Here is a 12,223-nt window from a genome sequence, read left to right on the forward strand (position 1 = left end):
GGGAGGAATAAAGCTGCTCGGCCGGCTGGAGACTTGGGCAGCCTAAAAGAACGTCATGCTGAGTGCAGCGCAGCGGAATCGAAGCATGTCGCTCGCTTTTTTAAAGCGTAATTGATTACTACTGCGGCAGAGATGCTTCGGCAAGCTCAGCACGACGTTCAACACTTGATTGCACCAGTATTTGCGTTGTTGCCAGAGGCAATTCAGCCGCTCCTGCTGCTTCATCAACCCCCACCCTACGCCGCGCCAGATACAGCGCCCCGCCCACCGCCACCGAGGCCATAATGCCCAGCGCGGCCGACACGCCCGGGTTGCGCACCGGGGCTTGCATGTAAGGCGTGAGCCGCCCGAAATACACCGCAAAATGAACCAGCAGCGCCGTGACAGAGGCTACCGTAACCGCCATTCGCGGGGCATCGCGCAGAAAAATCCCGAAGCAAACCGGCACGAAAGCCGCCGCGAAATAGGCGTACACTCCCGTTTGAGCGAAGATGGCCACGCTTAGCTTGGCATTCACAAACTGGTCGTAGGACAGCCAGATGGCGATGCCGCCCAGCGCCGCAATCACGGCCCGGTTCAGCAGGATTTCGCGGCCGAAACCGCTGGTGCCGGCGAAGGCCGTAGCCGGCAGCAGCGGCTTGATGATGTCGGCCGTGATGGTGCTGGAGAGCGACTGAATCAGGCTTTCCAGCGTGGAAATGCCGGCCGAAATCAGCCCCAGAATAACCAGTAGACCGATGTAGACAGGAAACTCGCGCACTACGTAGGCCGACATAATCTTGTCCATCTTCAGCTCCTGCCCATTCAGAATCATATTTGGGAAGGCCAACCGCGCATACAAGCCCACAAACACCACCGAGAAAAATACCGTGAGTACCAGCACCGCCGTAGTGAGGTAGCGGTTTACGTCCTTTTCGCTGTCGAGCAGCAGGGATTTGGTGATGAGGTGGGGCTGGCACACGATGGCCGTGCCGATAACGATTTGGCAGATGATGATTTCAAAGTAGTCGCGGAACAGGTAGCTGCCGGGGTTGGTGGCGTGCGTCAGGGCGGGGTCGATGGCGGCCAGTTTGGCGATGAAGCCGTGCACGCCCTGGCTGAAATGCTCGTAGCCCGAGGTGAGCAGCACCACGGCCACCAGCAGCTTCAGCGAGGCCTGAATGGTGTTGGTGTACACCATCGAATTAGCCCCCCCAAACATCATGTACCCGAAAATGAACACCACCACGCCCACCAGCACCGGCAGCGGCGGCACATTCAGCGCGTTGCTGAGCACCTGCGTCAGCCCCACGCAAATGAGCACGATGAAGGTGATGAGCAGCAGCGACAGCCATCCGAAGTAGCGCGTGAGCCCCGGGCTTTGGAATCGCGAGCCAATCCATTGAGCCAGCGTGTGGGCCTTCACCGTCTGCCCGTGCTTGCGGAAGCCCTTGGTGAAAACCACCAGCGACACCATCGAAGCCAGCGGCATCACCACGCCGAAGGAGAGCATGGCGCTCAGGCCATTGATGGCCACGAAGCCGGGATTGATGATGAACGTGGCCGCGCTGGTCATGGAGGCCGCCAGCGAGAGGCCCACGGCCACGGGCGAAAATCGCACGGAGCCCACCGCGTAGTCCGACATACTCCTTATTTTCAGCGCACCGCGCACCACGAAGAAGAGAATAACCGCCGCGTAGCAGGCCAGCAGACTGGCCGTGGCGGTTACTTGTTGGGGAGTAGCGATGCCGTGCATGGGTGGGAATGTAGCGCGGACTTTGTAGTCCGCGAGTGAGCAGAGTAACTATTTTAAACCAGCCAAACGATGGCGGGTGGCACCCAGGCGCGGGCTAAAAAGTCCGCGCTACATCCGAAATGCCGCGCCGGCGAAGGCCAGCCCGCCGCCCGAGCCAATCAAAAACACCAGGTCATTTTCTTTGATATCGCCGCTAGTTACCGCCTTATCCAGCGCCATCGGGATGGCGGCCGAGCCGGTGTAACCGAATTGCTCCATGATGAGCGGGGCTCGTTCGTGCGGCACGCCCAGCCGGTCCAGCGTTTCGTGGATGGCGTGGATGTTGAGCTGCGTCATCACGTAATGGTCGACCTCACAGGGGCAAACCTTGATATCGCCCCCCATTTCCTTCGCCAGGCGCGTCCAGATATCCGGGTTGATTTCCTTCGGGAAGCGGTGCACGAACTTCAGCTTATGGTCGTTGCGGGCCAGTACCTCGGCCGTCACAGGTTGGTTTGTAGCCCCGGCATAAATGCCCATCCAGCTGGTGTACTGGCCTTCGGTGTGCAGACGGCTGGTGAGGAAGCCCCGGTCGGTATTCTCGGCCGAGGTGAGGAGCACAGCCCCGGCTCCGTCGGCAAAGAGCGTGACGGTCTTCTTATCGGTGAGGTCGAGGTACTTGCTCATGGCGTAGCCGCCGATGACTAGCACACGGTTATAGCGCGTATCCGAAACAACGTATTTAGCGGCCACATCCAGGGCCGTCACGAAGCCGGCGCAGGCGGCGTTGAGGTCGAAAGTCCCTGCTCCCGTGGCCCCCAGCCGGTGTTGCAGCACGGCGGCGGTAGAGGGCGACACGTATTCCGGCGTGTCGGTAGCCACGATGAGCAGGTCCAGTTCTTCGGGGCGCACGCCGGCGCGGGTCAGCGCCTGCCGGGCCGCGTGCTCGCAGAGGTCGGCCACTGATTCATCGGCGGCGCACCAGCGGCGGGAGTGAATGTTCACATTCTGGCGCAGCCAGGTATCCACGTCCTCGCCCAGCAGCTCGTTGAAGTAGCTGTTGGGCAGCACCCGCGCCGGAGCGTAGGAACCCGTGGCGGTGATGAGTGCGCGGCGGCCGGTAGCAGTCTGCATGGCGCTATATCGTTACGGCCCCGTCCACGCTCAGCACCGTGCCGGAGATGAAGCCGGCTTCGTCGGAAGCCAGGAAAAGGTAGGCGCTGGCAATATCCTCGGGCGTGCCCAGGCGGCGTAGCGGCGTGCGGCCTTTCAGCATATCAATGACTTTTTCCGGAATGGAATCAATCATATCGGTGGCGATGAAGCCCGGCGCTACTGCATTCACCGTGATGTTGTATTTGCCCAGCTCGCGGGCCAGCGTCTTGGTCAGGCCGATGAGGCCGGCTTTGGTGGCGGCATAGTTAGCCTGTCCGAAGTTGCCGTACAGCCCCACCACGGAGGAAGTATTGATGATGCGCCCGCTCTGTTGGGCTTCCATAAACGGGGCTACGGCCTGGGTGCAGACGAATACGCCGGTCAAATTCACATCCAGCACCTGCTGCCACTGGGCCAGCGTCATCTTGCGCAGCGTGGCGTCACGGGTGATGCCGGCGTTGTTTATCAGCACGTCGATGCGGCCGAACTGCGCATGCACGGCCTGGGCGGCGGCGGCAATCTGCTCGGGCTGAGTGGTGTTCACGATGGCCATCACGGCGTGGCCGCCGGCGGCTTCAATCTCGCTAAGCGTGGCTTCGGCTTTGGCCTTGTCAATGTCCCAGATAACCACTTTCGCGCCCTCGGCCGCGAAGCGCAGGGCCGATACCCGCCCGATGCCGCTGGCCCCGCCGGTGATGATGACTACTTTATCCTGTGCTCGTTTCATGCTGGTTCTTAATGCAGCATGAAAGTACCGGGGGCCTATACCGGGCGGTCTAAAGTTTCGAAGAAAACCCGGGTGGACTTAAGCCATTTTTTCGCAACCATGTCAACACAAGACTTTTTCTATCACCCACTTGCCCCCACACCCAAGCTCACCGACCAGCTAACGGCGACCAGGTTACGCAGCGGCTATTTGTCGTTCAGCCGCAGGCGAAACAGCAGGTCTAAGCGGCCGGATTTTCTCCCCTTTCAGCATAGCAAAGCCCCGGCCCGATGGCTCGCACCGCAGTGCAGCAACCATCAGGCCGGGGCTTTTTCGGTTTGGGTTAAGCGCCTACTCGTGCGCGCACTTGGCGGTGAGGCTCACGTTGGCATCGGTGTACACCAGCAGATAATTGCCTTTGGCCAGATTGCCGAGGTTGACGGGCGTCGAAACACCGCCCACGGCGGGCGTGAGCGTAGCCACGCGCTGGCCCACAAAGTTGTAAACCGTGATGCGCGCCTCAGCGCCGGAGCGCGGGTGCTCCACGGTGAGCTGCTCGGCGGCGGGGTTCGGGAACAGGTGCAGGGGCTCCAGCACGGCACCGGTGGGCTTGGTGCCCGTCACCACGGCCACGAGGCCATTGAGGTAGTTTTCGAGGTTGGTGTAGCCGTTGGCGGCGATGAGCTGGCGGTCGGCGGCATTGTTAGGATTGAGGCCGTTGGCGAGTTCGTAGGCGTCGGTCATGCCGTCGTGGTCCGAGTCGGCGGGCGCGGGGCCGCAGCTGAGCACGGGCCATGCCACCTGCGAAGTGGCGATGGGCGTGCGGGCCGGGAAGCCGCCCTGCACGTCAATCAGGCCGCCGGTGCGGTTCTGTACATCATTAATAATGCGCTGGTCCAGGGCATCGCGCACGGGCAGCACGCAGCCCACGCCCTGTAGCACCGAGGCGTAAGCCGCCGTCGCCGTTTGGGTATTCATGGGGGCTATGTTGAACGGCGTGAGGACTTTCGACTGCACGGTATCGGCCAGGGTACCGCCCTGCATGGTGGCCCCTTTCCAGTTGGCAGCCGTAATGGCCGGGTAGCTATCCACGTAGTTGCCGGTCATGTAAATCTGGGCATAAGGCAGCAAGGGAGCCGTGGTCTGCTTGTAAGGGTTCACCGTTTTGAACTTCGCGCTATTGCTCGTGGTAGCGGGCCCGTATTTGTAGTAGTTGTTCACCATGTTGTAGTTGCCGCCCTCGCCGCCGTACACATTGTTGGAGCCCCAATCGTAGATGACGTTGTTGCGGAAATCACAGTTCTCCGAGCCGATGGCCGCGCCGTAGCGGGTGCCGTTCCAGCGCGGGGTGCGGCTGTTGCAGTGCGCAAACAGGTTGTGGTGGAACGTGGCCCGCCGGCCGCCCCAGATGCCGCCGTAGCCGTGGCGCTCGTAGTCGGTGTCGCCCGTTTCGAAATGGTAGGAGTAGTTCAGCGGTTCCGAGATGAGGTTCCATTGCAGGGTCATCGAGTCGTTGGTGGCACCGTAGAAGGTGAAAGCCTCGTCCATGCTCCAACTCATAGTGCAGTGGTCCACCACAATATTCTTGCGCTCGGTGCTGCTCAGGGCATCCTCATCGCCGTTGCCATTGGTCATGCCGATGCCGGTTTGCTGCGGGTAGGCATCGCCCGTGCGGAAGCGCACGAAACGGATAATCACGTTGTTGCCGTTCACCGTCACCTGCCGGTCGGCCAGGCAGATGCCGTCGCCCGGCGCAGTCTGGCCCGCGATGGTGGTATTGGCCGGAATATTCATCCGGGCCGTGAGGTGGATGGTGCCGCACACCCGAAACACAATGGTGCGGTACGGTGCCACCGCAGCCGACTGGCTGATGGCGTAGCGCAGCGTGCCTTGGGTATTGGTATCGGCCAGGCTCGTCACCTCATACACCGTGGTGGGCGTGGCGGCCCGGCCCCGGCCGCCGCTCACAAACCGCCCCGCCCCTTCCACGCCGGGAAAAGACAGCTGCTGGGCCTGTACCGGCGCGCTGGCGACCAGGCCGGCCACCGTGGCCACGAGGCCCAGGCCAACCCGCGCCGCCGACCGGCCGGCGGCAAAACGAAGCGAAGAAAATGGAGCGGAGAGTAAAGTCATTGCGGGAAATAATGGGAGTCCGATGGAAGAATAGCCGGAGCAGCGCCGCTCCTCAACAGGAATGCAAGCCCGGCAATTCGGTATGATAATATTACGCCCGCAATGGCCCTTAATATGTTGCTAAGGCCCTTTTTATTCGCGCAATCGTTGCCGGGAACGATGTCACCCGGCCCGCCCAAACGCAGAACGTCCTGCTTCGGCTCCGAAGCAGGACGTTTCTTCATTATACCCTCATTCTATTCCTTCTCGAACACCGCCGATACCCAGCTGCGCAGGGTGCGATGGCGCTGGTAGCGCAGGCCGTGCTTGCTGGCCTCGGCCTGAATTTTGGGGAGGTCTTCCTCGTAGAAGCCGCTGAACAGGATGGGCCGGCCGCTGGGCAGCAGGCGGGCGTACTCGTGCATGTCCTCCAGCAGCACGTTGCGGTTGATGTTGGCCAGGATGAGGTCGAAAGGCTCCTCATTGGCGAGGGTTTCCACGCCGCCCAGGCGGCACTCGATGCCGTGGCAGTTGTTTTCGGCGGCATTGTCGCGGGCGTTTTCTACGGTCCAGGGCTCGGTGTCGACAGCCAGTACCTGGCGGGCCCCCAGCATTTCGGCCATGATGGCCAGGATGCCGGTGCCGGTGCCCATGTCCAGCACGCGCAGGCCTTTGTGGTCTACATCAAGCTGGTTTTCAATCATCAGGGCCGTGGTCTCGTGGTGGCCCGTACCGAACGACATGCGCGGCATTATCACAATGTCGTAGTCGACACCAGCCGGCTCGGGGTGGAACGGGGCCCGCACCGATACCCGCTCGGCAATGATGAGGGGCTGGAAATTCTTCTCCCACTCGGCGTTCCAGTTCTGGCGGGTGATGACGCGGTGCGAGTGACTCAGCTCGCCCTGACCCTCGTAGCGGCTCATGACTTCGGCCACTGCATCGGGGTTGAAAATATCTTCCGTAGTGTAGGCCTTGAAGCCGTCATCGGTGTCCTCAAAGGTGTCGAAACCCACTTCGGCCAGCTCAGCCACCAGAATGTCGGCCAGCTCGCGCGGTGCTTCGACGGTCAGTTCAATAAAATCCACTTCGTGTAATTATGAATTAAAAATTATGAATTATGAATTGAAAACCTTGGCTATAAGCTGACAAGCACACACCAAAGCGCCGCTCAATCAATTCATAACTCATAATTTTTAATTCATAATTCCATTAGTTGGTCTTGCAGCCGGCGAAGGAGCGCACGGTGGTGTAGTGAATGCTGAAATCGGCGCGGCTGCGGTCCGTGACCACCAGCAGCACGTAGTCGGCAAAGTCGCGGGCGGGCGCATCGGCCCACAGGCCGGCTTTGTCGGCGAACAGCTTATTGTTCTCCTTGAAAATCAACACATCAGCAAAGGCTTCTTCCGGCTCCACGTACACCGTGCCATAGCAATAGCTGCGCCGGCCGGGGTCGGTTTCGAGGTATACCGAGCCGTAGATTTTGCACGGCTCCAGCGGACCGGTGGCCGGGCTTTTGGCGGGCAGCAGGACCAGCAGGAGGGTGAGAATAAAGGAGAGCATTCGGGAAGGGTTGAGTTTTGAAGGTTGAGGGTTGAGCGTGGGATGTCAAATGCAATGCCGCGTTGCGCATTCAACCCAACACTCAACCCTAAAATTTCAACCTTGCTTTAAAACGACTGGATAATCGTCGTGAAATCAGCGGCTTTCAGGGCCGCGCCGCCGATGAGGCCGCCGTCCACGTCGGGCTGCGCGAACAACTCCTTAGCATTCTGCGCGTTGGCCGAACCGCCGTAGAGAATGGTGGTATCGAGGGCGGCCTGGGCGTCGTAGGCACGGGCAATCTGCTCGCGAATGAAGGCATGCACTTCCTGCGCCTGGGCGCTGGTAGCGGTGCGGCCCGTGCCAATGGCCCAGATGGGCTCGTAAGCAATCACAACTTGGGCAAACTCCTCATTGCTGAGGTGGAACAGGCCGTCGGTGAGCTGCTTACCGATGTAGCTGAACGTCTCATCAGCCTCGCGGGTGTCCAGCGACTCGCCCACGCAAAAGATGGGCTTGAGGCCGGCGGCCAGGGCGGCTTTCAGCTTCTGGCCCAGCAGCTCGTCGTCCTCCCGGAAATACTGACGGCGCTCCGAGTGGCCCAGAATCACGTATTCGCAACCCACTGAAGCCAGCATTTTGGCCGAAACTTCGCCGGTGAAAGCGCCGCTTTCTTTCTGGTGGCAGTTCTGCGCGCCGAGGTGGAAATTGGAGGCTTTGGGCAACTGCTGGCCCACAGCGTGCAGGAACGGAAACGGCGGGCAAACCACAACGGTGGGCGCGGGGGCTGCGCCAGCTTCGCCGGCCAAGCTAGTGATTTCGCCTACCAGGGCCAGAGCCTCGGGGTAGGTCAGGTTCATTTTCCAGTTGCCGGCAACAAGTTTTTGGCGCATAATCGAGCGGGTCAGGTATGGGTTGGGACTAGCCACAAAGCTACGGGCCAAACCGCCGGCTGCCTACCTGCGCTGCGTCACGCGGCTACTCGGTGGCACGCATGGCGTTGCGGGCGGCAATTTCGGCCTCGGCGGCGGCAGCAGCTTCATCGCGCACCTGCCAGGGCGTTTTGCGGCCGCCCAGCCGCGAGAGCACGAAGCCCGCAATGGCCACCACGGTAGCGCCAATCAGGGCGGCCCAGCCCAGTTCGGGCACTTCGCGCAGCCGCACCACCCACACGGCCACCAGCGCCCAGGCCACCACAAGCGGAAACACCATATCACGAAATACCCGGCTCATAATGAGTCCCAATGCGACCACCACGAAAATCAGCCCCAGCGTGAGCGTCACCGAAGCGCCTTCGGCCGTTTGCCAGCCCAATTGGCGCAGTCCGATGGTAATATTAATAACCGAAGCTACCGAAATCCAGCCCAAATACAGCGACAGCGGCACACCCGCCAGCGCCGGGGCCGCATCGGCAAAAATGCGCCGCCGCGCCCGCCCATACGCCACCACCAGACAGCCGAGAATGAGCAGCATCACGCCCACACTAGGAATAATCAGCTCATAGGCAAATAACACCACCCAGGCTCCCGTGGCCAGGCTGGCCAGCGTGAGCGGCTTGGCCAGCGCATCGGGCAGCGAGATTTGCCGCTGAGCCGGCAGCAGCTGCCACACCGCATAAATGGTCAGGGCCAGAAAAATCAGCCCCCAGATGCTGAAAGCGTAGCCGGCCGGCGTGAGCAGCGTGGGGTATTTGGCCGAAACCATGCCCATTGTTTGCCCAGCAAACGGGTGGGTATTCGAATAATAGTTGAGGGCAATGTTGCCGACGATGGCCAAAGCCGTGAGCCAGCGCCAAGCCCGGCCCTTGCCCGACCGATTAGCGGCAGCGTAGTGGTCCGGGGGCGTTGTAGCGGTGGGCATAAATCACGGGGGTGGGGTGAGAGGGGCGGCGAACTTACGTATTAATCCTTACGCATGGTTCTACGTTTTTTAGCTCGGCCTGATTCATGCCTTGCAGTCCACAGCCACCCCCTTGCCGGCCAACGCGTTGCCCGATGCCTGGATAATAAACCGGCCCAACTGCAATAGGCAGTTAGGCCGGTTTATTATTGACAGCTTAGGAAACCTTCTCCGCCAAGAAGCGAGCCGTATGGTTGGTGTCTTTCAGCTTCACCATCTCTTCGGGCGTGCCTTCAAACAGCAGGTGGCCGCCGTTGAGGCCGCCTTCGGGGCCGAGGTCGATAATCCAATCGGCACATTTGATGATGTCGACGTTGTGCTCGATGATGAGCACGGAATTGCCCTGCTCAATGAGCGCATTGAGCGCGCCCAGCAGCTTGGCAATGTCGTGGAAGTGCAGGCCGGTGCTGGGCTCATCGAAGATGAACAGGATTTTATCCTGCTGCAGCGTAGCGCCCTTGGTGAGGAACGAGGCCAGCTTCACGCGCTGGGCCTCGCCGCCGCTCAGCGTGTTGGCCGACTGCCCGAGGCGGATATAGCCCAGGCCCACGTCTTCGAGCGGCTTGAGGCGCTCGGCCACTTTGGGCTGGCTCTTGAAGAACTGTACGGCATCGGAAACCGTCATTTCCAGCACCTCGTCAATGCCCTTGTCCTGGAATTTAATTTCCAGAATGTCCTGCTTGAATTTGTGGCCGCCGCAGCCTTCGCAGGTCAGGTAGATGTCGGCCATGAACTGCATCTCGATTTTCACCTGGCCTTCGCCCTGGCACACCTCGCAGCGCCCACCGTCCACGTTGAACGAGAAGTGCGACGGCTTCAAACCTCGCGCCTTGGCCAGCGGCTGCTCCGAAAACAGCGTCCGAATAGCGTCGTAAGCCTTCACGTAGGTAACGGGATTTGAGCGCGACGACTTGCCAATGGGGTTCTGGTCCACAAACTCAACGTGCGACACCTGCCCGTTCACGCCGGTGAGGCGGTCGAACTTGCCGGTGCTTTCGCCCGCGCCGCCGCCCAGCATCTTCATCAAAGCCGGAGCCAGAATGCGCTTGATGAGCGTGGATTTGCCTGAGCCAGATACGCCGGTTACCACCGTCATCACGCCCAGCGGCAGCTTCACGCTCACGTTTTTGAGGTTGTTTTCGCGGGCGCCGGTCAGCTCCAGGGCATTGCGCCAGGGGCGGCGCACAGCGGGCACGGCCACTTCCATACGGCCGCTCAGGTACTGGCCGGTGTAAGTAGTCGTGTCCTGCAATAGCGCCTCCATGGTGCCCTGAAACATGAGGTTGCCGCCGCCGCTGCCGGCCTCGGGGCCGATGTCGATAATCTGGTCGGCGGCCTCCATCATTTTCTCCTCGTGCTCCACCACTACCACGGTGTTGCCGAGCTGCTGCAAGGAGCGCAGCACACCAATGAGCTGCTCGGCATCCTTGGGGTGCAGACCGATTGATGGTTCATCGAGCACATACATCGAGCCCACCAGCGCCGAGCCCAGCGAGGTGGCCAGCGAAATGCGCTGGCTCTCGCCGCCGCTTAGCGTGTTGCTCAAGCGGTTCAAAGTCAGATAGCCCAGGCCCACGCGGTTGAGGTAGCCGAGGCGGTTGGTGATTTCCGTTACGAGGCGCTCGGCTACTTTGGCGTCGTGCTCGCTCAGGCTCATGTTCTCGAAGAATTTCAGCGCCTCCGAGATGGGCAGCAGCACGATATCGGCAATGCTGCGGCCGTCGATGCGCACGTATTGCGCATCCTTGCGCAGGCGGGTGCCGCGGCAGTCGGGGCAGGTAGTGCGGCCCCGGTAGCGGCTTTGCAGCACGCGGTATTGGATTTTGTGGGTCTGCTCGGCCACCCATTTGAAATACTTATCGAGGCCGTCGAAGAACTTGTTACCCGTCCAAAGGAGTCGCTGCTCAGCCTCGCTGAGGTCGTTGTAGGGGCGGTGAATGGGGAAATCGAAGCGGATGCCGTTTTTCAGCAGCGGCTTCAGCCACTCGCCCTGCTTTTCGGTACGCCAGGGCGCAATCGCGCCTTCGTACACCGTCAGGCTCTTGTCCGGGATTACCAGGTCCTCATCAATGCCCAGCACCGAGCCGAAGCCTTCGCAGGTCTGGCACGCGCCGTAGGGGTTATTGAAGGAGAAGAAGTTGACGCTGGGCTCCTCGAAGGTGATGCCGTCCAGCTCGAATTTATCAGAGAAGGTTCTGACATCGTCCCCATTCAAATGGACCACGCAGGTGCCGTGGCCCTCGAAAAAAGCGGTTTGCACCGAATCCGACAGGCGGAACAGCAGGTCCTCGTCATCGGGCCGCAGCACGGCGCGGTCTACCATTATGTACACGTCGCCCTTCACCTCGGGCTGGCCCTCCCCTATCAGGTCCTCGATTTGCGAAGTCACGCCGTCGACCACCACGCGGCTGTAGCCTTTTTGCAGCAGCAAATCCAGCTCCTTGCTCATGGCCCGCGTCTTGTCGGGGCGGTGCAACGGGGCCAGAATCATAGCCTTGGTACCCTCGGGCTGCGCGGCCAGAAAATCGACCACATCGGCCACATTATCCTTGCGCACCTGCTCGCCGCTGACGGGCGAAAACGTCTTGCCCACCCGCGCAAACAGCAGCTTGAGGTAGTCGTAAATCTCGGTGCTGGTGCCTACCGTCGAGCGGTTGTTCTTGATGCTGACCTTCTGCTCGATGGCAATGGCCGGCGAGATGCCCCGGATGTAGTCTACATCGGGCTTGTCCATGCGGCCCAGAAACTGGCGGGCGTAGCTGCTCAGGCTTTCCACATACATCCGCTGACCTTCAGCATAAAGCGTATCGAAGGCGAGGCTGGATTTGCCCGAGCCCGAGAGGCCCGTGACGACGATAAACTGGTTGCGCGGCAGGGCCACGCTGAGGTTTTTGAGGTTGTGAACCCGAGCGTTTTTGATGAGGATAAATTCGCGGGGGTCGAGATTATCAATGGCGTTGTCGGCGGGGGCCGAAACCTGCAAAGCGTCTTTTTTGGGCATAAACGAACTAACAGCGGAGAGGGGCCGGAAGGTTTCGGCCCAAAGCAATTGCTTGCTGCTACGAAGGTACGGCCGGCACGAAGGCAGGAATAAA

The 12,223-nt window shown here is 60.7% G+C and carries 9 protein-coding genes; all 9 read right to left on the reverse strand.

All coding sequences use genetic code 11. The annotated features are described in order from the left end of the window. Positions 1-118 precede the first annotated feature (118 nt). The 9 genes from ACYU70_RS17360 to uvrA all read right to left on the reverse strand — a co-directional run bounded on the left by ACYU70_RS17360 (position 119) and on the right by uvrA (position 12,129). Positions 119-1,735, reverse strand: coding sequence for a sodium:solute symporter family transporter (locus ACYU70_RS17360; RefSeq protein WP_342297741.1), 1,617 nt, complete (start codon positions 1,733-1,735; stop codon positions 119-121). A gap of 108 nt (positions 1,736-1,843) precedes the next feature. Continuing rightward, positions 1,844-2,848, reverse strand: a complete 1,005-nt coding sequence (locus tag ACYU70_RS17365) for a 3-oxoacyl-ACP synthase III family protein (RefSeq protein ID WP_342297740.1) — start codon at positions 2,846-2,848, stop codon at positions 1,844-1,846. Between the two features lie 4 nt (positions 2,849-2,852). Beyond that, on the reverse strand, positions 2,853-3,596 hold the full coding sequence (fabG, locus tag ACYU70_RS17370) for a 3-oxoacyl-ACP reductase FabG (RefSeq protein ID WP_342297739.1): 744 nt from the start codon (positions 3,594-3,596) through the stop codon (positions 2,853-2,855). A 330-nt stretch (positions 3,597-3,926) separates the two neighbouring features. Further along, positions 3,927-5,708 (reverse strand): T9SS type A sorting domain-containing protein, encoded by a 1,782-nt coding sequence (locus tag ACYU70_RS17375; protein WP_342297737.1) that lies wholly within the window; start codon positions 5,706-5,708, stop codon positions 3,927-3,929. Between the two features lie 236 nt (positions 5,709-5,944). Beyond that, the gene (gene prmA / locus ACYU70_RS17380; protein ID WP_342297735.1) at positions 5,945-6,775 is read right to left on the reverse strand and encodes a 50S ribosomal protein L11 methyltransferase; all 831 of its coding nucleotides are present in this window, start codon (positions 6,773-6,775) and stop codon (positions 5,945-5,947) included. A gap of 124 nt (positions 6,776-6,899) precedes the next feature. Continuing rightward, positions 6,900-7,250 (reverse strand): hypothetical protein, encoded by a 351-nt coding sequence (locus tag ACYU70_RS17385; protein ID WP_342297733.1) that lies wholly within the window; start codon positions 7,248-7,250, stop codon positions 6,900-6,902. A 107-nt stretch (positions 7,251-7,357) separates the two neighbouring features. Further along, positions 7,358-8,122 (reverse strand): triose-phosphate isomerase, encoded by a 765-nt coding sequence (tpiA, locus tag ACYU70_RS17390; protein ID WP_342297732.1) that lies wholly within the window; start codon positions 8,120-8,122, stop codon positions 7,358-7,360. Positions 8,123-8,207: 85 nt separating this feature from the next. Then, positions 8,208-9,089: a hypothetical protein gene (locus ACYU70_RS17395; RefSeq protein WP_342297731.1), complete on the reverse strand. Its 882-nt coding sequence runs from the start codon at positions 9,087-9,089 to the stop codon at positions 8,208-8,210. A 196-nt stretch (positions 9,090-9,285) separates the two neighbouring features. Next, a complete protein-coding gene (gene uvrA, locus ACYU70_RS17400; RefSeq protein ID WP_342297729.1) occupies positions 9,286-12,129 on the reverse strand; it encodes an excinuclease ABC subunit UvrA in 2,844 nt (947 codons plus the stop codon). Between the last annotated feature and the right edge of the window lie 94 nt (positions 12,130-12,223).

Source organism: Hymenobacter segetis, assembly GCF_054776495.1.

What these genes read in the sequence shown, in the direction of transcription:
- ACYU70_RS17360 (WP_342297741.1), bottom strand. Translation starts at nt 1,735, where the DNA reads ATGCACGGCATCGCTACTCCCCAACAAGTAACCGCCACGGCCAGTCTG.
- ACYU70_RS17365 (WP_342297740.1), bottom strand. Translation starts at nt 2,848, where the DNA reads ATGCAGACTGCTACCGGCCGCCGCGCACTCATCACCGCCACGGGTTCC.
- fabG (WP_342297739.1), bottom strand. Translation starts at nt 3,596, where the DNA reads ATGAAACGAGCACAGGATAAAGTAGTCATCATCACCGGCGGGGCCAGC.
- ACYU70_RS17375 (WP_342297737.1), bottom strand. Translation starts at nt 5,708, where the DNA reads ATGACTTTACTCTCCGCTCCATTTTCTTCGCTTCGTTTTGCCGCCGGC.
- ACYU70_RS17385 (WP_342297733.1), bottom strand. Translation starts at nt 7,250, where the DNA reads ATGCTCTCCTTTATTCTCACCCTCCTGCTGGTCCTGCTGCCCGCCAAA.
- tpiA (WP_342297732.1), bottom strand. Translation starts at nt 8,122, where the DNA reads ATGCGCCAAAAACTTGTTGCCGGCAACTGGAAAATGAACCTGACCTAC.
- ACYU70_RS17395 (WP_342297731.1), bottom strand. Translation starts at nt 9,089, where the DNA reads ATGCCCACCGCTACAACGCCCCCGGACCACTACGCTGCCGCTAATCGG.
- uvrA (WP_342297729.1), bottom strand. Translation starts at nt 12,129, where the DNA reads ATGCCCAAAAAAGACGCTTTGCAGGTTTCGGCCCCCGCCGACAACGCC.